General features: G+C 48.8%; 24 protein-coding genes and 1 pseudogene. 24 read left to right on the forward strand and 1 reads right to left on the reverse strand.

Features of this window, described 5'->3' with window-relative positions; genetic code table 11:
* The 21 genes from yfmH to J7E85_RS07715 all read left to right on the forward strand — a co-directional run bounded on the left by yfmH (nt 1) and on the right by J7E85_RS07715 (nt 20,267).
* Nucleotides 1-1,281 carry an EF-P 5-aminopentanol modification-associated protein YfmH gene (gene yfmH / locus J7E85_RS07615; RefSeq protein ID WP_215156544.1) on the forward strand — a complete coding sequence of 427 codons (1,281 nt, stop codon included), beginning with the start codon at nt 1-3 and terminating at the stop codon, nt 1,279-1,281.
* Nucleotides 1,281-2,051 carry an elongation factor P 5-aminopentanone reductase gene (ymfI, locus tag J7E85_RS07620; protein WP_076324935.1) on the forward strand — a complete coding sequence of 257 codons (771 nt, stop codon included), beginning with the start codon at nt 1,281-1,283 and terminating at the stop codon, nt 2,049-2,051. The genes yfmH and ymfI overlap by 1 nt, the downstream gene beginning before the upstream one ends.
* 108 nt (nt 2,052-2,159) lie before the next feature.
* Complete coding sequence (locus J7E85_RS07625; RefSeq protein ID WP_215156546.1) at nt 2,160-2,414, forward strand: DUF3243 domain-containing protein; 255 nt, start codon at nt 2,160-2,162, stop codon at nt 2,412-2,414.
* Nucleotides 2,415-2,618: 204 nt separating this feature from the next.
* Nucleotides 2,619-3,386, forward strand: coding sequence for a DUF3388 domain-containing protein (locus J7E85_RS07630; protein ID WP_215156548.1), 768 nt, complete (start codon nt 2,619-2,621; stop codon nt 3,384-3,386).
* Nucleotides 3,387-3,434: 48 nt separating this feature from the next.
* Nucleotides 3,435-4,418, forward strand: a complete 984-nt coding sequence (locus J7E85_RS07635; protein WP_215156550.1) for a RodZ domain-containing protein — start codon at nt 3,435-3,437, stop codon at nt 4,416-4,418.
* A 29-nt stretch (nt 4,419-4,447) separates the two neighbouring features.
* Entirely contained in the window at nt 4,448-4,669 is a 222-nt protein-coding gene (locus J7E85_RS07640) for a hypothetical protein (protein ID WP_215156577.1), read from the forward strand.
* A 148-nt stretch (nt 4,670-4,817) separates the two neighbouring features.
* Nucleotides 4,818-5,309 (forward strand): YajQ family cyclic di-GMP-binding protein, encoded by a 492-nt coding sequence (locus J7E85_RS07645; RefSeq protein WP_076324931.1) that lies wholly within the window; start codon nt 4,818-4,820, stop codon nt 5,307-5,309.
* Between the two features lie 258 nt (nt 5,310-5,567).
* Nucleotides 5,568-6,155: a CDP-diacylglycerol--glycerol-3-phosphate 3-phosphatidyltransferase gene (gene pgsA, locus J7E85_RS07650; RefSeq protein ID WP_076324930.1), complete on the forward strand. Its 588-nt coding sequence runs from the start codon at nt 5,568-5,570 to the stop codon at nt 6,153-6,155.
* Between the two features lie 102 nt (nt 6,156-6,257).
* On the forward strand, nt 6,258-7,520 hold the full coding sequence (locus tag J7E85_RS07655; protein WP_215156552.1) for a competence/damage-inducible protein A: 1,263 nt from the start codon (nt 6,258-6,260) through the stop codon (nt 7,518-7,520).
* 287 nt (nt 7,521-7,807) lie between these two features.
* The gene (gene recA / locus J7E85_RS07660; RefSeq protein ID WP_215156573.1) at nt 7,808-8,869 is read left to right on the forward strand and encodes a recombinase RecA; all 1,062 of its coding nucleotides are present in this window, start codon (nt 7,808-7,810) and stop codon (nt 8,867-8,869) included.
* A 140-nt stretch (nt 8,870-9,009) separates the two neighbouring features.
* The gene (locus tag J7E85_RS07665) at nt 9,010-9,747 is read left to right on the forward strand and encodes a regulatory protein RecX (RefSeq protein ID WP_215156554.1); all 738 of its coding nucleotides are present in this window, start codon (nt 9,010-9,012) and stop codon (nt 9,745-9,747) included.
* Nucleotides 9,748-10,105: 358 nt separating this feature from the next.
* A complete protein-coding gene (rny, locus tag J7E85_RS07670; protein ID WP_215156555.1) occupies nt 10,106-11,647 on the forward strand; it encodes a ribonuclease Y in 1,542 nt (513 codons plus the stop codon).
* Between the two features lie 127 nt (nt 11,648-11,774).
* A complete protein-coding gene (locus J7E85_RS07675) occupies nt 11,775-12,578 on the forward strand; it encodes a TIGR00282 family metallophosphoesterase (protein ID WP_076324925.1) in 804 nt (267 codons plus the stop codon).
* A 129-nt stretch (nt 12,579-12,707) separates the two neighbouring features.
* A complete protein-coding gene (locus J7E85_RS07680; RefSeq protein WP_006211249.1) occupies nt 12,708-12,968 on the forward strand; it encodes a stage V sporulation protein S in 261 nt (86 codons plus the stop codon).
* A gap of 91 nt (nt 12,969-13,059) precedes the next feature.
* Complete coding sequence (locus J7E85_RS07685) at nt 13,060-14,016, forward strand: dipeptidase (RefSeq protein ID WP_215156556.1); 957 nt, start codon at nt 13,060-13,062, stop codon at nt 14,014-14,016.
* A gap of 178 nt (nt 14,017-14,194) precedes the next feature.
* A complete protein-coding gene (gene pduL, locus J7E85_RS07690) occupies nt 14,195-14,767 on the forward strand; it encodes a phosphate propanoyltransferase (protein WP_215156557.1) in 573 nt (190 codons plus the stop codon).
* A gap of 305 nt (nt 14,768-15,072) precedes the next feature.
* A complete protein-coding gene (gene miaB / locus J7E85_RS07695; protein ID WP_215156558.1) occupies nt 15,073-16,632 on the forward strand; it encodes a tRNA (N6-isopentenyl adenosine(37)-C2)-methylthiotransferase MiaB in 1,560 nt (519 codons plus the stop codon).
* 100 nt (nt 16,633-16,732) lie between these two features.
* Complete coding sequence (locus J7E85_RS07700; protein WP_076324921.1) at nt 16,733-17,182, forward strand: YlbF/YmcA family competence regulator; 450 nt, start codon at nt 16,733-16,735, stop codon at nt 17,180-17,182.
* Between the two features lie 162 nt (nt 17,183-17,344).
* The gene (locus J7E85_RS07705) at nt 17,345-18,130 is read left to right on the forward strand and encodes an NUDIX hydrolase (RefSeq protein ID WP_215156559.1); all 786 of its coding nucleotides are present in this window, start codon (nt 17,345-17,347) and stop codon (nt 18,128-18,130) included.
* A gap of 67 nt (nt 18,131-18,197) precedes the next feature.
* Nucleotides 18,198-18,752, forward strand: a complete 555-nt coding sequence (locus J7E85_RS07710; RefSeq protein WP_215156560.1) for a cysteine hydrolase family protein — start codon at nt 18,198-18,200, stop codon at nt 18,750-18,752.
* 60 nt (nt 18,753-18,812) lie between these two features.
* Nucleotides 18,813-20,267, forward strand: coding sequence for a nicotinate phosphoribosyltransferase (locus J7E85_RS07715; RefSeq protein WP_215156575.1), 1,455 nt, complete (start codon nt 18,813-18,815; stop codon nt 20,265-20,267).
* A gap of 79 nt (nt 20,268-20,346) precedes the next feature.
* Here the strand turns inward: J7E85_RS07715 and J7E85_RS07720 are convergent, their stop codons facing one another.
* Nucleotides 20,347-21,084: a hypothetical protein gene (locus tag J7E85_RS07720; RefSeq protein ID WP_353049471.1), complete on the reverse strand. Its 738-nt coding sequence runs from the start codon at nt 21,082-21,084 to the stop codon at nt 20,347-20,349.
* Nucleotides 21,085-21,359: 275 nt separating this feature from the next.
* Here J7E85_RS07720 and J7E85_RS07725 point away from each other — a divergent pair, with 275 nt between their 5' ends.
* The 3 genes and pseudogenes from J7E85_RS07725 to J7E85_RS35120 form a co-directional block, all read left to right on the forward strand.
* Complete coding sequence (locus J7E85_RS07725) at nt 21,360-22,358, forward strand: NADPH:quinone oxidoreductase family protein (protein WP_215156562.1); 999 nt, start codon at nt 21,360-21,362, stop codon at nt 22,356-22,358.
* A gap of 92 nt (nt 22,359-22,450) precedes the next feature.
* Entirely contained in the window at nt 22,451-22,978 is a 528-nt protein-coding gene (locus J7E85_RS07730) for a hypothetical protein (RefSeq protein WP_215156563.1), read from the forward strand.
* Between the two features lie 216 nt (nt 22,979-23,194).
* Nucleotides 23,195-23,418: pseudogene (locus J7E85_RS35120) on the forward strand (transposase); the annotation flags it as partial.
* Nucleotides 23,419-23,587 lie beyond the last annotated feature (169 nt).

Below are 23,587 nucleotides of genomic sequence, written 5' to 3' on the forward strand. Positions count from 1 at the left end.
GTGGAGAGCATTCATTATGACAACCTGCAGGAAACGCTGTATTACGAAGTGATGGATAACGGGCTGCACGTGTACGTGCTGCCTAAACCCGGCTTCCAGAAAACTTATGCGACCTTCGCAACCAAATACGGTTCGGTGGATAACCATTTCAAGGTCGAAGGCGAGTCCGAAACTCGCGTACCTGATGGCATTGCGCATTTTCTCGAGCACAAAATGTTTGAGGAGCCGGAAGGCGATATTTTTGCCAAGTTTGCCTCGAACGGTGCCTCGGCGAATGCCTTTACAAGCTTTGACCAGACCGTATATCTCTTCTCTGCCACGGAGAACATCCATGAAAATTTGGAGACACTGATCAATTTCGTGCAGAACCCTTACTTTACCGATCAGAACGTGGAGAAGGAAAAAGGGATTATCGGGCAGGAAATCAACATGTACCAGGACAATCCGGATTGGCGCGTTTACTTCGGTCTGATCGAAGCGATGTATAAGGTGCATCCGGTGCATATTGATATTGCCGGTACGGTTGAATCCATCGGGACGATTACGAAGGAGGATCTGTATACGTGCTACAATGCGTTTTATCACCCGAGCAACATGCTGCTGTTTGTGGTGGGTGGCGTAGATCCTGTAGAAACGATGAACCTGATCCGTTCGAATCAAGCCGCGAAATCGTATGAGAAGCAAGGCTCTATTGAGCGTTTATTCGATCCGGAGCCGCAGGGGGTTGAAGAGAAGCGGAGAGAGAGCCGCCTGGCTGTATCGCTGCCGAAATGCCTGTTCGGCTTCAAGGAGAAGCAGGTCGGCTTAGCGGCCGAGAAGCAGCTGCATCGCGATTTGACAACGAAGCTGATGATGGACCTCCTGTTCGGATCCAGTACGGAATTGTATCAGCAGCTATATGACGAAGATTTGATTTCCGACAGCTTCGGCCATGAGTATAACAGTTCACCCCAGTATGCGTTCTCTGCGGTTGGCGGAGATACGAAGGATCCGGATCAACTGCTGGAGCGCATCCGCACAGAGGTGGATAAGCTAAAGGCAACCGGATTTCAGGTCTCCGACTTTGAACGTGCCCGCAAAAAGAAAATGGGCGGATACTTGCGTATGCTCAATTCCCCGGAAAACATTGCTCATGAATTCACTCGCTATCAATTCCGCGGGGTGGATTTCTTCAAGGTTCTTTCGGTTTATGAATCCATTACCATTGATGATGTAAACCGCCGCCTGCAGGAGCATGTCGATTGGGATCAATTGGCCGTATCGATCGTTGTGAGTCCGTAATGAAGCAAGACATGGGAAGAGAACTGAAACCGATCGGGGAAATGACGGTGCTGATCACCGGTGCGAGCAGAGGCATTGGTGCGGCTGTTGCCGAGCGCTTTGCCTCGGTACGCATGAATGTGGTTATTCACTATATGAATTCGCATGAAGCGGCCAATGAAGTTGCCCGTCGCTGTATGGGCTATGGAGCTAAGGTATTAACCGTATCTGCGGACCTTCGCGACAAAGAGCAGATATTGCGCATGAAAGAGAAGCTGCAGAGTCATGATATGGAGCCCGATATCCTGGTAAACAACGCCGGGGTATCTCATTATGGGCTTCTGTCTGACGTGACGGAAGAGGAGTGGGACACTTTGATGTCCATTAACCTGAGAGGGATGTTTCTGTGTTCCCAGGCGTTTATGGGGCGTATGATCTCCCAGCGGTTTGGCAGGATTATCAATGTGTCCTCGATCTGGGGTTTATCGGGTGCCTCCTGCGAGGTATTGTATTCAACAAGCAAGGGAGGCGTTAACGCCTTTACGAAGGCGCTTGCGAAGGAGCTTGCCCCGTCAGGCGTGACGGTGAATGCCGTTGCACCCGGCGCGGTGGATACGTCCATGCTGGGGCATCTGGAATCGGATGAGATCCGCATGCTGGAGGATGAAATTCCGGTCGGCAGATTGGCGCAGCCGGATGAGATTTCATCACTGGTGTATTTTCTGGCGCTGCCCGAGTCGGGATACATTACCGGGCAAGTGATCAGTCCAAATGGCGGCTGGGTGACCTGATCGGTGTTCGTGGTGCAATTCACCACTCATAAGGTGTTGATTACGGGGACATATTACTATTGTTACTTTAAATCTGAATTGCCACCACGCAAAAGGAGGATTTAACTCATGTCATCCGTAATCAAAAACTTTGATTCCTGGAAGAAATTCCTGGGCGATCGTGTCGTTCAAGCCGAGAAAGCGGGTATGAGTGAAGACACCATTTCTCAGCTGGCTTATGAGATCGGTGATTTCCTCGATGAGAAGGTTGATCCGCAAAACTCATCTAACCGGGCACTGAAAGAATTGTGGGATGTAGGTAACGAGGAAGAACGCCATGTTATCGCGCGTCTGATGGTGAGACTGGCCAAGAACAACGCATAACCCTCTTGCAAAAAGCCCCCCGCGAACGGGGGCTTTTTGTCAAGAAAAAAGAATGTAATTTTCATGTCATCGTTAATACTTGCCTTTCATTTTTATTTTATATATCATTAACGTGACCCATTTTTCATTTGACCTGTTTTCGCGTGCGATTTTCGCTGGAATTTGTCGAATATTGATGGAAAAGAAGTGCAAAGAGGTGTCTTTGTGGAATCGAATCAATGGTACATGGAATACAAGATACATAGGAATCGGCCTGGTTTGCTTGGAGATATTGCATCTGTGCTCGGTATGCTCGAAGTGAATATCCTGACAATTAACGGCGTTGAAGGCCAAACTCGCGGAATGCTGCTGGAAACGGATGATGAAGAAAAAATTATCCTGATGGGCAAAATGTTAAACAAAATGAAAAATATTACGGTAACAGCCTTGAGACCCCCAAAACTGGTGGATATTTTGGCTGTCCGACATGGACGATATATTGACCGGGACTCGGATGATCGTAAAACGTTTCGTTTTACGCGTGATGAGCTCGGTTTACTTGTTGATTTTTTGGGTGAATTGTTCAAAAGGGAAGGTAATCAGGTCATCGGTCTTCGCGGAATGCCTCGCGTCGGCAAAACCGAGTCCATTATCGCTGGCAGTGTCTGCGCGATGAAGCGCTGGACGTTTGTCTCCTCTACGCTGCTCCGCCAAACCATTCGCAGTCAACTCTCTGAGGACGAAATGAACTCGAACAACGTTTTCATCATTGACGGGATTGTCAGCACGATCCGATCGAATGAGCGCCACTATCAGCTTCTGCAGGATATTATGGGGATGGGGAGCACGAAGGTGATCGAGCATCCGGATATTTTTGTTCGCGAATCCGAATATTCCTATGATGATTTCGACATTATAATCGAATTGCGAAACAATCCGGAAGAGGAAATCGTTTATGATACGTTCACGGGCTCTTATAGTGACGATTTATAATATTTTTTTTGACTTTGACCACGAAATTCTAAAGTAGGAGGTGATGGCATGTCCGAACTGGGACAGCAATTGAGGGAGGCGCGTCTACAAAAAGGGATGAGCCTTGATGATGTGCAGGAAATGACAAAAATACGCAAGCGATACTTGGAAGCCATCGAGGCAGGGGATTACAAAGTACTTCCCGGCAGTTTTTACGTGCGGGCATTCATCAAAACCTATGCGGAAGCGGTGGGGATTGACCCGGACGAACTGCTTGAAGGCCATAAACAGGATGTGCCTAAATCCGAACCGGAAGCGACCATGGAGCCGGTTATTCAAAAACGTGCCACCAGACCTTCAGCCGAACGGAACATGAAATGGCTGCCCACTCTGCTGATGTGGACATTCCCGATTCTAATCGTTGTTGTCATTTATTTGGTGGCAATCAATTCGAATGAGCCTAAGGATGAACCTCAGGTAAGCAATAATGACCAGACGCAGACGGATCAAGCGCAAAAGCCGGAAGACCCGGGCAATACGGATCCCGCCACGCCAGGTGACGGAGCGCAGGGCGGCGATAACGGCACGGACGGTACAGGTAACGAAGGCACAGACGGTGAAGGAACAGACGCAACGGATGGCACGGACATCGATGAACCAGGGAATACAACGCCTGGAGCAACTACGGTGACGCAGGACCGGACGGAAGGCAAGAACACCGTATTTAAGGTATCAGGCTCGTCTGTGAAGGTTGAAATTGTGGCAACGAGTGACGGAAAGAGCTGGGTAGAAGTGTATCGTGGTTACAATACCTCCGGGGAGAAGCTGGCTTTCCAAATGCTTGAGAATGGTGCTGCACTCAGCTTTGACCTGGATAGCCAGGGACTCTACGTGAAATCGGGGAATTCCGCTGCAACCACCATTACGGTTGGCGGCCAGCCCGTAACAGATGGGAAATCAACGTCGCGTATCCTGCTGGAGCCGGCAGATGGTTCCACAGGGACTACGGACACCAGTACTTCTGACTCTACAGGCACCACGGATGTAGAATAATTGTCTCACCTCCAGGCCATCATAACAGCATGCAATTGCATGCTGTTATTTCGCTTCCTGGAAGAGGTGTTGCTTTCGTGACGGTCAACTGGATTATATTCGGATTAGGCGTCATCGTCAGCCTCTTGGGCTATTATTTGATTCCAAGTGACTGGGGATATGGCATATTAGGCTTTGGACTGGCACATATTTTGCTTGGTATATTGAGCATGTTCCGCCGTCCGGTGCGTGATGAGAAAGCTAGCAGTTGAAGGAGCAGACTTCGTTTTCGCCGGGTGTTGGCGATAAGCGGAGTCTTTTTCGTTCCAGATCCACCCGCTGATCCTTTATGGGATTAGACTTGTCTCTATGTTTTACCTATAATAGAAGCATTATCGTTAATGAAAGGAAGGATTCACCATGGCTTCAGAAAATTCATTTGATATCGTATCCAAAATGGATATGCAGGAACTTAGTAATGCGGTTAATCAGGCGGAGCGGGAGATTGAGAACCGTTTTGACTTCAAGGGCAGCAAGAGCAGCTTGAAGCTGGACAAGGACGCACTGGTCATTGCATCCGATGACGAGTATAAACTCAACGCCGTTATTGATATTTTGCAAACCAAGATGGTGAAACGGGGCTTGTCGCTGAAAAATGTGGAGTACAGCAAGATCGAGCCGGCTTCCATGGGTACCGTTCGCCAGCGTTTGACTTTAAAGCAAGGAATCGATCAGGAAAATTCGAAAAAGATCAATATATTGATCCGTGATTCCAAGCTGAAGGTCAAGAGTCAGATTCAAGGTGACCAAATTCGGGTAACCGGAAAAAACAAGGACGATCTTCAACAGATCATGCAGCTGCTTCGCAAAGCGGATCTTTCTCTGGACCTGCAGTTCACCAATTTTAAATAAACGCCGTCACAGGCTCACATAGGATTGGATGGGCAGGTTGTTTCTTTTGACAGGGCGTCAACGGAAATATTATACTAAAAAACGATATATAAGGATTAACGTATACATAGATCACTGGGGGATGAATATGACAGACAGCGCTTCACGCTTCAAACCCTTTAGGCTCTTGGGAAGAGCGACCCTATTGAAGTACAGATGGATAACAGTCACGGGGTCTGCCGAATTATCAAGACAACCCGTTGCAAGGGAGGTTGCCCCATGAATTTACCCAATCGTATCACGTTGGCCCGCATTTGCTTGATCCCTGTCATGATGATTTTTCTGCTGGTGGATTTTGATTTTTATCCGGCTCCTATTGTATGGAATGATTTTGTCCTGCCCTATAACCAATTGATTGCGGCTTTGATATTCATACTTGCTGCAAGCACGGATGGGATTGATGGGTATTTGGCCCGGAAAAACAATATGGTGACAAACCTGGGTAAACTTATGGATCCGCTCGCGGACAAACTGCTGGTGGCAGCTATCCTCATATCGCTTGTGGAGATGGGGAAATGTGAATCATGGATTGCTGTTGTCATTATCAGCAGAGAATTCGCGGTTACTGGCTTGAGACAAATTGCGCTCCTGGAAGGTTCCGTCGTTGCAGCAGGTCAATCAGGAAAAATCAAGACGGTGATTCAGATTGTGGCAATTGTCGCGCTTCTGATCAATAATTTCCCGTTTGTATTCTTGGGAATTCCGTTTGATGTCATTGCAATTTGGGCTGCCGCGATAATTACGATCTATTCGGGAATCGAATATTTTGTCCAGAACAGGCATCTTCTTAAAGGTACCGGGGCATAACGGCAATAGGAGCTATCCTATTGCTTTTTTCTTCCGCAGGGTAAGAAATTAGTGACGGCGAATATTGTGAAGAGATAGAAGATACAGGAGGATCGACGAATCATGAAAGCAGAAATCATTGCAGTTGGAACCGAACTTCTCCTTGGACAGATTGTGAATACCAATGCACAGTATTTGTCCAGACAGCTTGCTTCAATGGGAATCGATGTGTACTATCAAACCGTTGTCGGGGATAACATGGAGAGGCTTAAGGAGACCTTGCGGCTGTCTAGCAGCAGAGCCGATATCGTGCTTCTGTCCGGCGGCCTGGGCCCCACACAGGATGACCTGACGAAGGAAGCGCTCGCATCCTTTCTGAATCGTTCATTGCATATTGATCGGATGGCTATGGACCGGATTGAACGTTTCTTCCAAGAACGGGGAGCCGTAATGACCGAGAACAATCGGCGCCAGGCCCTGGCTATCGAGGGAGGGACTCCGCTTCCGAACGAAACAGGCCTCGCCGTCGGGAACGCGGTATCCTATGAAGGCACTCATTATATTGTGTTGCCGGGACCGCCGAAAGAACTGATGCCGATGTTTGAGCAGGAGGCCAAGCCTTGGCTTCTGCAGCATGTGCTTACGGGAGAGCTTCCCATCTATTCGAAGATGCTCAAATTCGCAGGCATCGGTGAGTCCGCGCTTGATAAGCGCCTGGAAGACCTGATTACGACCCAGACTGATCCGACGATTGCATTGTATGCCAAGGAAGGGGAGGTCACCGTCCGAATCTCCACGAAGGCCGCAAGCGAGGCTGAGGCGATGGTCCGGCTGAATGAACTGGAAGCCCGGATCCAGGAGAGAGGCCCAGAGTTTATGTATGCTAACGAGGATGTGCCCATTGAGAAGGTTATCGTGGATTTGATGGCAGATCATAGCTGGACGCTAAGCGCTGCGGAGAGCTGCACGGGAGGGCTTGTAGCGGAGACGCTGACCTCCATCCCCGGCAGCGCATCGATGTTCCTTGGCGGGATTGTCTGTTACACTAACCAGATCAAGGAGAAGCTTGTGCATATCCCGCATGCGCTGCTTGAGGGGGATGATGCGCCGGGAGCCGTCAGTGCGGAGGTTGCCGAAGCGCTTGCGGATCATGTCCGGATGGTAACCGATAGCGACTTTGGTTTATCGGTAACGGGCGTAGCAGGTCCAGGGTACGCTGAACGCAAGCCTATAGGTCTTGTTTACATCGGATTGTCACAACGGGGAAAAGAAACAGAAGTGCATGAGCTGCACCTCCAGGGTAACCGTGAGACGATCCGGCTCCGTGCAACGAAGGCGCTGCTCTACCGGCTTTGGCAGCGTCTTGTTGCCTCCAAACAGGATTAATTTTGCAGAATAGAGATATCCGCTTTTTGAAAAAAGTAAATAATTTACACCTTGCTTGGTGTCTCTTCTTGAATTAATGAACAGTTCCGAGTATAATGGGAAATACGGAAGAACCGTGGCATATCGAATGATGTTGCCACGGTTCTTGTTCTTTATACATAGGGTATGGAGCATATACCGGAAGGGGCGTTGAATAAAAAAAACGAATGTATGTTCGAAAAAAAGCTTGGCAAACGTGTCAAAACAAGGTATGATATGACTATCAACAGTGAAGGGTTGTGGAACAATTGTCAGATCGTCGTGCTGCGCTGGAAATGGCGCTTCGTCAGATAGAGAAACAGTTCGGAAAAGGTTCCATCATGAAACTGGGTGAATCCACCCACATGCAAGTAGAGATTGTGCCGAGCGGATCGTTGGCATTGGATATAGCTTTAGGAACCGGCGGCTTGCCTAGAGGCCGGATTATTGAAGTGTATGGACCGGAATCCTCCGGTAAAACAACAGTAGCCCTCCATGCTATTGCGGAGGTTCAGAGGGCTGGTGGACAGGCTGCATTTATCGATGCCGAGCATGCTCTGGATCCATCGTATGCAAGCAAACTGGGCGTTAATATTGATGAATTGCTGCTCTCCCAACCGGACACGGGTGAGCAGGCGCTGGAAATTGCGGAAGCTCTGGTACGCAGTGGTGCAGTGGATGTCATCGTTATTGACTCGGTTGCTGCGCTTGTTCCAAAAGCTGAAATTGAAGGCGACATGGGTGACTCCCACGTGGGTCTGCAGGCTCGTCTGATGTCCCAGGCTCTTCGTAAATTGTCGGGTGCTATTAATAAATCGAAAACGATTGCCATCTTTATCAACCAGCTTCGTGAGAAGGTTGGTGTTATGTTTGGTAACCCTGAGACGACTCCAGGCGGACGTGCTCTGAAGTTCTACTCGACGGTTCGTTTGGACGTGCGTCGAATTGAGAGCATCAAGATGGGGAACGATGTGGTGGGTAACCGCACACGGATTAAGGTTGTTAAGAACAAGGTAGCGCCACCTTTCAAACAGGCTGAGCTTGATATTATGTACGGTGAAGGCATCTCTAGAGAGGGAAGCCTAATCGATATCGGAACGGACCTCGATATCGTGGATAAGAGTGGTGCATGGTATTCTTATGCAGGTGACCGTCTTGGCCAAGGGCGTGAGAATGCGAAGCAATTCTTGAAGGAGAATCCGGAGATCGCTAGTGTTATCGAGAACAAAATCCGTGAAGCGAGCAATCTAACTACGGCTGTTCCTGAGCCTTCCGAGAAGGATAAGGAACAAGAGGAAACAGAAGAGCAAGAGTTGTTTAAAGTAGAGTAGTAAATTGCTGGTTAACGATTATAGTGTTGAGGACTGTCCGGTGTTTGTAACGCCAGACGGTCTTCTTTGCATTTATCGAGACTTGAGAGTCAGTTTTGGTTATTTTACTCAGGATGATGCGGTAGTGAGAGGAGCGACATATGGAAGAAGAGAATAAAGAAATGTCGGAGCAGGCAGAATCATCAGGTATTGAGCATTTTCCGGCTCACGAGGATTTGGTTGTAACGTCAGTCGAAATGCTGAAAAAGCCCAAACACCGATACCAAATCGCGTTTGGTCCGTACCTCATGACCGTGCATGAAGATGTAATACTGAAATACCGGATGTTCAAGGGAAATGTTTTTCGCAAGGAAGAGTTAGAAGAAATTATCGTGGCCGACGAGCGACAGCGGGCTTACGTAGAGGCACTGAATCATCTGGCCAGGAAACCAAGAACAGCCAAGGAGATCACCCAGCGTCTGCAGCAAAAAGGTTTCGAGCCGAGCAGCGTGGAGACAACGCTGGAGCGCTTGGAGAAGGACAAGCTGATAGATGACGCGTTATACGCCAAGATGTGGACAGAGCAGCGAATGACGAGCCATAAGAAGGGACGGCTGTGGGTCAAGCAGGAACTGAGACAGAAGGGAATCGGCACGGAGCTGATCTCCGAGGCATTGGGCGAGATCAGTGCAGATGCCGAATTGGAGAGCGGGCTCGCCGTGGGACGGAAAAAATGGCAGCAAACCCATGGGGAGATGCTGGATCGCAAACGTAAAACGGGAGCATATTTAATGCGTAGGGGCTTCGGCGGGGATCAGGTGCGTCAGGTCCTCAAACGTCTGGTGGATGAGGATCAGGAAAAGGGCGAGTGGGACGACGAGCTCGGAGATTTCGAATAAAGGGCAATTTGGGTACTTTTTCGCGTAAGAAATGGTTTCATTGGATGAAACTGACGTTTACCCATTGCTTTCCCTTGACAATATCTTTTTATAAATACTAAAATAAATATGAATCTTTTTATCATAAATTAGAATCCTTTTTCCTTCCAAAAAAGTGACTACTTTGTGAAAGATTCTTAATCGCCAATTCATAGTGAAATGTATTCCGCTGGCTAAGGCGGGATTTGCGTACGTGATACGGCGTGCGCAGTATGGACGGCAGCTTCCACTGCCGGAAAATTTTATGTATGAATGAGTAACCTGACAATTGAACATTTCCCAAGGAATGCCTTGGAGGAACCAACGAGGAGGTGAACAGATGCAATCATGGATCTGGATCGTAATCGTTCTCGTTGTAGCCGCTATATTCTTTGGGTTCGGTTATTTTATTCGCAAATCCCTTGCAGAAGCTAAAATTTCCAGTGCCGAGCATGCCGCTTTGCAGATCGTAGAAAGTGCAAAGAAGGAAGCAGAAGCATTGAAGAAAGAAACGGTTCTCGAAGCTAAAGACGAAGTCCATAGAATCAGAGCCGAAGCTGAAAAAGACACTCGTGAGCGCCGGAATGAAATTCAACGGCAGGAGCGCAGATTGTTGCAAAAGGAAGAGTCGCTGGATAAAAAAATAGAATCTTTGGAACGTAAAGAAGAACAAGTGGCGAACAAAGAGAAACGAATAGAGGAAACCCAGCAGCAAATCGATGCCATTTACAAGAAACAAACGACAGAACTGGAGCGCATCTCCAACCTGACGATGGAGGATGCCCGCAGCATTATTCTCAGTAATGTTGAGCAGGAAGTTCGTCATGAAACCGCTCAGATGATTAAAGAAATCGAGCAGCAGGCGAAGGAAGAGGCAGATAAGAAATCACGCGAGATCATCACGCTGGCTATTCAACGCTGTGCGGCTGATCACGTAGCTGAGACCACGGTATCTGTTGTCACTTTGCCGAATGAAGAAATGAAGGGCCGGATTATCGGACGTGAAGGCCGGAATATTCGTGCACTTGAGACCCTTACAGGGATTGACCTTATTATCGATGATACTCCGGAAGCTGTTATTCTCTCCGGTTTTGATCCGATTCGCCGTGAAATTGCCCGTACAGCTTTGGAAAAGCTCGTGGCAGACGGACGGATTCATCCGGCTCGTATCGAAGAAATGGTGGAGAAATCCCGCAAGGAAGTGGACGAACGCATTCGCGAATACGGAGAACAAGCCACTTTCGAGGTTGGCGTTCATGGTTTGCATCCAGATTTGATCAAAATTCTGGGTCGACTGAAATTCCGTACGAGTTATGGACAAAATGTGTTGAAACACTCCATGGAAGTGGCCTATTTGACTGGCCTGATGGCCGGCGAACTGGGCGAAGACATCGTGCTTGCGAAACGGGCAGGACTGTTGCATGACATCGGTAAAGCGCTGGATCATGAAGTGGAAGGATCGCACGTTGAAATCGGCGTGGAGCTGGCGAAGAAGTATAAGGAACATCCGGTGGTTATCAACAGCATTGCCTCTCATCACGGTGATTGTGAAGCAACTTCGGTTATTGCCATGCTGGTTGGCGCAGCTGACGCATTGTCTGCTGCCAGACCGGGAGCACGCAGAGAGACGCTTGAGACGTATATCCGTCGTCTTGAGAAGCTCGAAGAAATTTCCGAATCCTTTGAAGGCGTTGAGAAATCCTATGCCATTCAAGCAGGACGTGAAGTTCGTGTCATGGTACAGCCTGAGAAAATCGACGATGCTGAAGCATTCCGCTTGGCACGCGACATTACCAAAACGATTGAGAATGAACTGGATTATCCGGGTCATATCAAAGTCACCGTTATCCGGGAAACCCGAGCGGTGGATTACGCAAAATAGAGTTTGAACCTTAAAAAGTGGCCGCAATCCGGCCACTTTTTATCTTTGAAATTTCCGGAAATACAGTTCGGACATTTATGAATCGGGAACGGTCTTGCCGGGAATCAGGACAAGCATCCCTGAAGGAGTGATTGACATCAACGTATTATTCATCGGAGACATTGTCGGCAGTACAGGTCGTAAAGCTTTGAAGGCTTCCCTTCCGGAGCTGAAGTCCAAATATAATCCGCACATCATTATTGCCAATGGGGAGAATGCAGCTTCAGGACGCGGCATTACCTCGGCCATAGCCAATGAATTTTTTAATTGGGGCATTCATGGCATCACCTTGGGAAACCACACGTGGGATAACAAGGATATTTTTGAGTTTATCGATGATGAGCCTCGCATGATTCGTCCGGCAAACTTTCCGCCCGGCACACCGGGCCGCGGATACACGATCATCAAAGCGAACGGCAAACAGCTAGCGATTGTGAATTTACAGGGACGAACATTCCTGCCTGCGATCGATTGCCCGTTTCGTGCAGCCGATGACATTGTGGATGAACTTCTCCAGAAGACGAAGTGCATTCTGGTGGACTTCCATGCAGAGGCAACCTCGGAGAAGATTGCCATGGGATGGCATCTGGAAGGCCGCGCCTCGATGGTGGTCGGAACGCACACGCACGTACAAAGCAATGACGACACCATACTGCCTGGAGGAACAGCTTATATTACGGATACCGGCATGGTCGGCTCCAAGGAAGGCATCCTCGGTATGCAGCGTGATGCGGTAATGTATAAGTTCAAGACCCAGCTTCCTGCTCGTTTCCAGGTCGACGAAGGCAAATGGCAGTTCCATGCCGTATGCGTGGATATGGATGAGGAAACGGGAAGAGCCCGGAAGATACAAAAAATCCGCATGTACGAAGACGAATGGCGGATGGATTAAAAAAGGCGGAATCCGTTTAATTAAATTAGGAACGGATGGTAAAAAGCAGGAATTTTTTCCCCTCTCACGAATAACATCTAGTAAGCGGAAGCAAACCATCACTCAACATTCCCAGGGGAGGTACTTACCATGGAAGTATTAAAAGTTTCAGCAAAATCCAATCCTAATTCAGTTGCAGGGGCGCTCGCTGGAGTTCTTAGGGAGCGAGGCGGGGCGGAACTGCAAGCGATTGGGGCGGGAGCACTGAACCAGGCCATTAAAGCGGTAGCGATTGCCCGGGGATTTGTAGCACCGAGCGGGGTGGATTTGATTTGTATCCCTGCTTTTACGGATATTGTGATTGATGGCGAAGACCGGACGGCAATTAAATTGATCGTAGAACCTAGATAAATTTCGAATGTTGAGGTATTAGCCTGTTTACTCTCCTTGGTGTAAACAGGCTTTTTGCTGTGATAAGTTTAGAAGGGAGATGAATGGCGCGATGCGGACGGTTGATTTTCACTGTGATGTTTTGAGCAAAATGTGGGAAGATTCCCAAGCCTCCTTTGTGGATGACCCGCATTTGGATGTAACGCTGCAGCGCATGGAGGAGGGCGATCTGGCCCTTCAGGTGTTCGCTGTTTTTTTATCGGAGAAATGGGGGAGACCCTCCTTTGAACGGGTGCTGGGACAAATAGATACTTACCGCAGCCGCATTGTTAAACCGGGTCATCTGAAGCCACTGCTCTGGCGGGAACAAGTCCAAGAGTTCGGACAACGGAAGAATGGACGGTACGGCGTTCTATCGCTGGAAGGCGTTGACGGGCTGGAGGGGAATCTGTATTACGTCCAGCTCTTGTTTGAGATGGGCGTTCGTTTTATGGGGATTACCTGGAATTATGCGAACTGGGCTGCAGATGGAGCATTGGAGCAGCGAAATGGGGGATTCACAGAACGGGGGCGTCAGCTGGTAGAGCTATGCAATTCGACAGGTATTATTCTGGATGTGTCCCATCTGTCCCAAGCTGGCTTCTGGGAGCTCGCGGAGCTGACCAAGCGACCCATCATCGCCTCGCATTCCAATGCGTACTCCGTCTGCCAGCATCCCCGGAATTTGAATGATGAACAGATACGGGCATTAATCGCGCTAAACGGGATGATCGGAATCACGTTTGTGCCCTGGTTTATCCGCAGCGGAGTAGTGGGTGTCAAGCCGGAGGACGTATTGCTCCACATCGAGAAGATTTGTGAGCTGGGCGGAGAGAACCACATCATGTTTGGTTCGGATTTCGACGGGATTGATCAATGGGTCAACGGACTTGAGCATCCGGGCCGGTATCCGGATTTTCAGGAGCTGCTGCTTAAACATTATCCTGAATCGATGGTCAAGGGCTGGATGTCGGAGTATGCCCTCCATTTTCTTGAGCAGAATTTGCCGTCATTGTCAGCCCAGGCATAGTGACCTTTTGCATAACGACCATGATTCGAGGATAACTTTGACAATCCTGTTGCAGATTGCTCATGAAACGGAAGAAGGCGGCCTAAATCACCCGGGTTGCCTTTTTATTTTTGGGTAATAGAGAGTATAATAGGTGATGGCATGTACAGCATATAGAGAAAAACAAGGAGTGAGACAGATGAGTAAAACTGTACCTGTGGGTGTATCCGCCCGCCATATTCATTTAACCCAAGAGCATATTGAGGCATTGTTCGGCCCTGGATATCAGCTTACAGAGTTCAAACCATTGTCCCAACTAGGACAATTCGCAGCCAACGAAACGGTAGCGGTCATTGGAACGAAGGGACAATTCGATAAAGTAAGAATTTTGGGACCTGCACGTCCTGCAACCCAGCTGGAAATTTCCCGCACGGATTCCTTCGCCATCGGTGTGAAAGCACCCGTACGTGAATCCGGAAACATCGCCGGTACCCCGGGTATCACGATTAAAGGCCCGGCAGGTGAAGTAACGGTGGACGAAGGTGTTATTGTAGCTGCTCGTCACATTCACTTCCATACGTCCGATGCGGATCAATGGGGGATTAAAGACAAGGATCTGCTGAAGGTACGCTTAGGCGGCGAACGCGGTCTTGTACTGGAGAATGTCATTGCCCGCGTATCCGATAATTTTGCGCTCGACATGCACATCGATACCGATGAAGCTAACGCTGCTGGCGCCAAAACCGGAGACACTGCTGAAATTATTGATTAATCCATAGCTTCAGTAAACCTTTATGAACATATGTATGTGTCACGCATGTGCTGCTGTTAAGCCATCACAGCTGGAAGAGCCTGAGTCGATTCACTTCGATTTCAGGCTCTTTTTTGAAATTTCCCAAGGGTTTAATGTTTCGAGAAGCCAATTTGAAGGAGAAAGATCATCTGTTAAGGTTTAGCCTCAATAATGCCAGGGTGGTAGCTTAGGCAATAAGATCATGATATAATTTAAAACAGTGCCTATTTAAGATATTTTGTCATGTAAACCAAAGATTTTGCGGATCTAAGGAGTGACCAAGCATGTCCAAAGAAAGTAAGGACTACTCCAAGTATTTTGATTTTTCAGGAGCCAAAGTTCTCTCGGAAGATGAACACGGGAAGAGAATTCGCATCAATGGCCGGGAAATCAACATCCTTTCGGAGCCTAATCATAGACAGGAAAAACAGCGCGGCAAGCAGAGTGTCGAAGTATTGTATGATACCGAGCTGCCGGAAGAGTTCCGAAGCATCGGAGCTGGCAAGCATTATATTGTGTATACGTTCGGATGTCAGATGAATGAGCATGATTCCGAGACGATTAAGGGATTGCTGGAGCAGATGGGCTACCGGGCAACCGAGGATCGGAAGCAGGCGGACGTCATTTTGCTCAATACATGTGCCATTCGTGAAAATGCGGAGGACAAAGTGTTTGGCGAACTCGGCCACCTGAAGCATTTGAAGATCGAAAAGCCGGATATGCTGCTTGGGGTTTGCGGCTGTATGTCGCAGGAAGAATCGGTTGTTAATCGAATTTTCCAAAAGCATGGCTTCGTGGACTTGATCTTTGGTACCCACAACGTACATCGTCTGCCTCACCTTATTCAGGAAGCGCTCTTCAGCAAGGAAATGGTGGTTGAAGTGTGGTCCAAGGAGGGCGACATTGTTGAGAATCTTCCGAAGAAGAGAGAAGGTCTCCGCGGCTGGGTCAACATTATGTACGGCTGTGATAAATTCTGTACATATTGCATCGTTCCATACACCCGCGGCAAGGAACGCAGCCGGCGTCCGGAGGATGTCATTGCTGAGGTTCGTGAATTGGCCCGGCAAGGGTATAAGGAAATTACGCTGCTCGGTCAGAACGTGAACGCCTACGGCAAGGATTTTGAAGATATCGAGTACCGTTTCGGCGATCTGATGGATGATATTCACAAGATCGATATCCCGCGTATTCGCTTCACGACATCCCATCCAAGGGATTTCGACGATCATCTGATAGAGGTGCTGTCAAAGGGTGGCAACCTGGTCGAGCATATTCATCTGCCGGTACAGTCGGGCAGCTCCGAAGTGCTCAAAAAAATGAGCCGCAAATATACACGCGAGACGTATTTGGAACTGGCCCATAAGATTAAGAAGGCAATTCCCAATGTAGCGTTTACCACCGACATCATTGTCGGGTTCCCCGGTGAGACCGATGAGCAGTTTGAGGAGACGCTGTCTCTTGTGCGAGAAGTAGGTTATGATGCTGCTTATACGTTCATCTATTCTCCTCGCCAAGGAACACCGGCAGCGGTGATGGAGGATAATGTACCGATGGAGGTCAAGAGCGAGCGACTTCAACGTTTGAATGCAGCCATTAGTGAGTACAGCCGCCAGAGCAATGATAGGCTGCTTGGCGCTACGGTGGAGGTCCTTGTAGAAGGTGTCAGCAAGAACAATGATTCCATGCTGTCGGGACGCACACGCACGAATAAGCTGGTTCATTTCGAAGGCTCAGCGGATCTCATAGGCAGCTTCGTGAATGTACGAATTACGGATACGAAGACCTGGTATATCAAAGGGGATATGATCCCGAACACGATTCCTGCCTCGGATGCGGTATAATAGAGAAGCACAGCATTCAAATGCAGCATTGGGCTGCGAGCAGAATGCGGCTGGTGCTGCATATTCCCATATAGATGATGAAGAATTGGAGCGATGAACCTTGGCACATGATCATGTTCGTACGAACACATACGGTATGTCAACTTACAACACGCGTGAATTGATTATACGTGACGATATTTTAGCAAAAGCCGGCGAGCTGGCTGAATTAATATCCACCAGTGAAGAAGTTCAGATGTTTAAGCAGGCCGAAGAGAAGATCCAGAACCACGAACGGGTTCAAAACCTGATTAAAACCATTAAGAAAAAGCAAAAAGAAATCGTAGCCTTTGAATCGTTCCAGAACAAGGATATGGTTGCCAAAATCGAACGGGAGATCGAGGAACTGCAAGAGGAAATTGACGGTATTCCGCTCGTGATGGAATTCCAGCAAAGTCAAAGCGATATTAATTATCTTCTTCAGCTGGTTGTGTCCGTGATTCATGATACCGTTTCGGAAAAAGTGAATGTGGAAACAGGAAAAGATACGCCGCCAAGCAGCTGCGGATAGATGAAACGAGGTGCGGAATGGTTCCGCACCTTTTCTATTCTTGTTACATTATGCACAGAATGAGAATGAATAGGGCATAGTACACTTATAAAGAGGATGAGGTCAGGAAATCCTTGACATCATCTTTAAATATGTCATAATGAAATTATCAAAATAATAGTTATGGTGATGGAAATGACGGATCGCGAACAGGCGCCAAAGAGCAATGCCAAGAAATACAGAACACCGGATGGTGTACCCGCCGATATCGTGATGTTTACCTTGACGAAGCGGGAACGGAAAACCTTCACCAAGACATTGCCCATACGTGAGCTTAAGGTGATGCTGATCAGGCGCAGATCATGGCCATGTGCGGGGATGTGGGCACTCCCCGGCGGATTTTGCCGTGAGAGTGAGTCTATTTACGATGCCGCCAAACGGGAACTGAAGGAAGAGACCGGGGTGGACGGCGGTCACTTGGAGTACTTGGGCGTGTACAGCGCACCGGGACGGGATCCAAGGGGCTGGATTATTAGCCACGCATTCTACGCGCTGGTAGAAGAATGGATGCTGGAGCACCGCCAGGCTGCCGATGATGCGGAAGAGGTGGGTCTGTTTACTGTAGCGGAAGCTCTGGAGGAGCTGGAGCTTGCTTTTGACCACAGGGATATCATTATGGATGCGTACCGCAAGATTCAGCAGCAAATGCTGCAAACGACGATTGCGCGACAGTTTTTACCGGAGCATTTTACACTGAGTGAGTTGTATCAGGTCATTCAGACCGTCGTGCCCGAGTTCAACGAGCCGAATTTTATCCGCAAAATCACATCGACCCGCAGCAGGCAGGGGATACTGGAAGAAGCTCGGGATGAGAACGGCAAGCCGCTAAATTCCAATCAATATTCCCAACGGCCGGCCCAATTGTATCGTTTTACGGATCATGCACCGCTGCTATCGATTTATACGTAGGAATGAATGGATTCACCCGCTGTTATTTTATCGATCACATTAATCATGTTGAAGAGGAGTGTGTCAGATGAAAGCCTTGATCGTGATAGATTTCACGAATGATTTCGTGGATGGCAATCTGCCCGTAGGCGAACCCGCCATCGACATTCAGAACACAATCGCGGAGCTAACCAAGTCATACAGCGATCGCGGTGATTTTGTTGTAATGGCCGTGGACCTGCATGAGCACAATGATGCTTATCATCCTGAGACCAAGCTGTTTCCTCCGCATAACATTCGGGGAACCCGGGGGCGGGAATTATACGGTGAACTTCAGCAGGTATATGAGGAACGCAAGGACACCATTTATTGGATGGACAAAACGAGATACAGCGCATTTTGCGGTACGGATCTGAACCAGAAGCTGCGGGAACGCGGGATTACCGAAGTCGATCTCGTCGGAGTGTGCACCGACATCTGCGTGCTGCATACTGCAGTGGATGCTTATAATTACGGATACCGGATTACGGTTTATGAAGATGCCGTCGCGAGCTTTAATCCGGAGGGACACAAGTGGGCTTTAAGTCACTTTCAAGGCAGTCTCGGGGCATCGGTCGTGCGAAGTAAGGAACTTCTTAATTAATAGACAGCTTGAACCACCCGGAAGCCTAGATGAACCGGGTAACAGTGGAGGATGATCGTGATGCTGACAGCAGGATTAGCACTACATACGGACAAATACCAGATCAACATGATGTACGCTCACTGGATTAATGGCTCTCATCGTACGCGTGCGGTGTTTGAGGCGTATTTCCGCAAGCTGCCATTCGGTAACGGATACGCGGTTTTTGCCGGTCTTGAACGGATTATACATTATATTGAATCCTTGCGTTTCACGGAGGATGATATCGCGTATTTGGCCAAACAGGAAGAGAAGTATAAACCTGAATTTCTGGAGGAGCTTCGCCGGTTCCGTTTTCAAGGGAATATTCATTCCATGAAAGAGGGGGCGCTGGTATTCCCGAATGAGCCGCTCATTCGAGTTGAAGGCACCATTTTTGAAACACAGCTGGTTGAAACGGCACTCTTGAATTTCATGAACTTTCAAACCTTGATCGCCACCAAGGCGTCCCGTATCCGTCAGGTTGCCAGCGGCGATACCTTGCTGGAGTTTGGCACAAGACGTGCACAGGAAGCGGATGCGGCGGTTTGGGGCGCGCGTGCTGCGTATCTGGCCGGTTTCCATGCCACATCGAATATGCTGGCTGGCGAGAAGTTCGGAATCCCGACGAAAGGTACGCATGCGCATTCCTGGGTGCAGACCTTCCGGAGTGAGCAGGAGGCCTTTGATATTTTTGCCGAGGTGATGCCGGATCAAGTGACGCTGCTGGTGGATACCTTTGATACGTTAAAGAGCGGGATTCCCCATGCCATTGTAACAGCGAAGAAGCTGGAGGCCCAAGGGAAGCGGATGAATGCTATTCGTCTGGACAGCGGGGATTTGGCCTATCTGTCGATTCAGGCACGGAAGATGCTGGATGAGGCTGGTCTTCATTATGTTGGCATCGTGGCATCCAATGATCTGGATGAGGGAACGATTCTGGATCTCAAGGCACAGGGGGCTAAAGTGGATACTTGGGGCGTTGGTACCCAATTGATCACGGCAGCCGACCAGCCTGCGCTCGGAGGCGTCTATAAGCTCGTGGAGCGGGAGGTTGACGGCAAGATGGTGCCGACCCTCAAAATCTCGGGCAATCCCGAAAAAGTATCCACACCAGGCAAAAAAGAGGTATACCGCATCATATCCAAGGGCAGTGGCAAAGCGATAGCCGATTACATCTGCTTCCCGGAAGAAGAGATGCCGCCGGAAAACGGGAAATTAAAGCTGTTTAATCCGCTGCATCCTTATATGCGCAAGAATGTAAAGAATTTTGAAGCGGTGTCCATGCTTGAACCGGTGTTCATGAATGGCGAACTGGTGTATGAGCTGCCGAAGCTTGAAGAGATTCGCAGCTATCATGATGCTCAGCTGGATCAGTTCTGGCCGGAGTATCTGCGGAAGCTTAATCCGGAAATATACCGCGTTAATCTGAGTGAAGAGGTCTGGGAAGTGAAACAGCGGATGATGGCCGAGTTCATGGAACAACATGAAGATTAAGTTATAAAATACAGCAATGAAAAAGACGCTTTCCAAATCTTGCCGCTTGGCAGGAGAAGGAGCGTCTTTTTGTACTCGGCTATAGGTCAAGTCGATCCACAATACTTCCGTTGATGTCACTCGCGGTGAGATGAACTTGGTCGTTGTTCTCAAGCATGTCGGGCTGGCGTTCGTAATACCACATGTACAAATCTTCACTGACATCTGGCCTCAGTTGTTGGTAGGGTATGGTATGTGCCGGCTGACCATTTACATGAATCTGAATGGGTTCTGTGCTTCTATATACGCCAATGACGAGTGATGAATACTTGCTTGTCTCCGAGAATACGGAGTGAGAAGAGGAATCTTTAGCAGGAGGGTATAATATTGTTGCAAATGAAGTGTTCCATCCGAACCATCCCTTGGTATAGGTTGATAAATGCAATCCCGTTCCAGGTGTATCCAAGAAAGCATATGCCTTGTTCGGCGATAATTCTGATTGTATGATTTCAGCATGATCAACCCTGAAAGATGCCTCAAGAAAAGCATGCTTCCCATTGAACACGGCCGCTTCAACCGTGCGGTATGTGCTCCTGTATTCGTAGGTCCCGATAATCAATAGGAAGAGTAGACCGAATAATACGTATACTTTGAGACCAGGCCGGGTAATGATGGGGAAAACTCTGAAGATTAGCCGATACAGTGTAAGAATGAGCCCCAAGCTTAGAAAGAACACGAGAAACGAGCCGGCAATGCCCCCTGATTGTGTATGAATACCAAGGGCTTCAAAAAACTGGCTGATCGATTTATAGACGACCGGTAACAGAACTAAGGTCACCAAAGTTAGTAAGTACGAGAAGCGGAAGGATCTACGTTTAGATCCATGATCAAAATGAGTCATAACGTGGATTTCAACTCCTGCTGATAATTTTTTTATGAAAGTACCCTTTTTCCATAATAACATAATTCTGATTATAAAGGACGATACTGGATCATTTCTCGGGAAAGCGCATAAGTCGCCATATTCCGAGAGCATGTATAAAGCTTCGACATATTCATAGTGCAGATCCAGATTGCTTTACAGCACCTAAACTAACCAAAGGAGTGATCCGTGTGTACAACGAAACCGACTTTCAGGCCTACGTGCTGCGTCAAGATGAGCAAGGGGTTCGCGGCAGCGTGGAGAACCTGAGTTTGAAGCAACTGCCCGAAGGTGACGTTATTGTCCGGGTGTTATACAGCGGGGTCAACTATAAAGACGGGCTGGCCAGCATACCGGAAGGAAAAATTGTTCGCCGGTACCCGTTCATTCCGGGCATTGATCTAGCAGGAACAGTTGTGCATTCCACTCATGCAAATTACAAGGAAGGCGATTCCGTCCTCTGTACCGGTTATGAATTAGGGGTATCTCACGAAGGCGGGTTCAGCCAGTACGCACGGGTTAAGGGAGAATGGCTCGTCCCGCTGCCGCAGGGTTTGTCCCCGCGTGATGCGATGGCCATCGGAACCGCAGGTTTTACGGCTGCATTATCGATAGAGGCCTTGTTACGGAATGGCCTGCAGCAGGAGCAGGGTCCCGTCCTGGTTACGGGCGCGACGGGGGGAGTGGGCAGCTTCGCAGTTTCCATCCTCAGTCAGTTAGGCTATCGCGTGACGGCATCCACAGGGAAATCCAGTCAGAGGGACTGGCTCTTACAGCTGGGAGCCCATGAAGTGATATCAAGGGCAGAAGCTGCGGCAGCCTCCAAGGGAGCCATCTCTGCCGAGCGATGGGCAGCAGTGGTAGATCCGGTCGGAGGCAACCAACTGGGTTCACTTCTGAAAAGCGTAAAATATGGAGGAAGTGTCGCTGTTTCCGGTATGACAGGCGGCGGTGCTTTTGATGCGACGGTGTTTCCGTTTATCCTTAGAGGCATCAATCTCCTCGGAATCGATTCGGTATACTGCTCAATGGCCTACCGCCGATCAGTATGGTCGAAGCTGGCCGATGAATGGAAGCCGGCATCCGTGCTTCAAGAAGGAATTACCGAATACGGACTAACCGATCTACCTGTAGTGCTGAACACCATTTTACAGGGCGGGGCGGTTGGAAGAAACGTCATTGCTCTATAATATTACCTTGATTTCGCATACGCATAATGTTCCTCATCCTCAGGCATTCTAAGGGAAGGCAGCCTCTGACACCTAAGGAAGGGTGAGTGAACATGAATTATCGCAAAATCTTTACCGCTTTATTGATTTGTTCCATTCTTGCCATATCGGTCGGTTGTTCCAGGCAGGTGGCCAGGGACGAGGCGCGCTTATATAACATGAGGGCTTACGAGGAAGGTTCCAGGGAGGCCCGGATATCGGGGCGGGGCATGAATGGAAAATTCCTTGAGGATCTCCAGGCCTCATTCAATCAGGTGGGCATGCCGCTGACCAACGAAACCTATGCGGAGGACAACGTAGGCAACATCACGTATCAATACCGGATCAATTATGATGCAAGCCAGTTTATTACCGTGTATGTCTATCAGGATCAAGCGGCCAGGGAAAAAGGGATCAAGGAGATATACGGCGTTACAGAAGGGGATGCCAATGCGGCTGGCGGGCATAACCTGATCGTGAGCGACAAGGAAACGTCCATCGTATATTCGTCGACGGGCGACAAAACGGATAACTATTATGACCAGGTCAAAAAAATAGCGCCCTCCCTGCTCGCCAAACATCAACGACGCGCCAGCAGTTAGAGTGGAGAGAAGGGGCTGTCCATAAGTAGGTTTGCTCACTTGACGGGCGGTTCGTCAGATATAAAGTGTGTCAAATGAAGAAATGGCGGTGCTCAGGATGTTATCCTTGCACCGCCATTTCTTGCTTTTCGGTCTTTGTCGCTTGCTTGAGTAGATTATGGGCAAGCGAAAGCCATCCGACCTAGGTCACTTTCGTCAGTCCTCGAAGCAGAAATACGCTTGGATGACCGCATCTTTTGGGCCGCCTATCCCGGTGGCGGACGAGACACCATCCCAAGATGCTCACCAAAGTCATGATTTACGCCTACACACAGCGAATCTCGTCAGATTGCCAAAGCCGTCCATGAGAATATCGTGTTCTCATGTGGCTTGCTGGGAGACAGCTCCCGGACTTCCGTACCATCAATCGTTTTCGTTCCTTACGTCAAACTGGAACGCTATTATCGGTTGACCGCTTCATGAATGATGCGAACAAGATGATGAGGTGGAATGTCGTCCTCCAAGTCCAGTTTCTTTTCGTATGTCTAATTAAAGTGGGGGATCTGCACAACTTAGCGGAGAGGACGAAACGATTCCGGACAAGCGAGAGCGGTCGCCTCCCTCCTTATG

Origin of the sequence: Paenibacillus sp. ISL-20, assembly GCF_018613005.1 — a bacterium.
Taxonomy (GTDB): Bacteria; Bacillota; Bacilli; order Paenibacillales; family Paenibacillaceae; genus Paenibacillus_AQ.